This window comes from Streptomyces sp. URMC 126, from assembly GCF_051386555.1.
Taxonomy (GTDB): domain Bacteria; phylum Actinomycetota; class Actinomycetes; order Streptomycetales; family Streptomycetaceae; genus Streptomyces.
Map to the genome: position 1 here is coordinate 1 of NZ_JBPQTX010001314.1, position 238 is coordinate 238.

Sequence of the window (238 nt, forward strand, 5' to 3'; positions counted from 1 at the left end):
GATCCTGATCGGCGGCCTCTACCCCGCGATCGTGCAGAAGTTCCAGGTCCAGCCCAATGAGCAGGCCAAGGAAGCGCAGTACATCGCGAAGAACATCGAGGCCACGCGCGCGGCGTACGGCATCGACAAGGCGCAGGTCACCGACTACCCCGGGATCAGCGACACCAAGGACGACAAGCAGCTGCGGGCCGATGTGGACGCCACCGCCAGCATGCGGCTGCTCGACCCCAACATCGTG

The 238-nt window shown here is 65.1% G+C and carries 1 protein-coding gene; it reads left to right on the forward strand.

The window, feature by feature from the left end; all coding sequences use genetic code 11:
- Window positions 1–238, forward strand: a 238-nt coding sequence (locus tag ACSNOK_RS36080) for a UPF0182 family protein (protein WP_436784872.1), incomplete at both ends; no start/stop codon positions are given.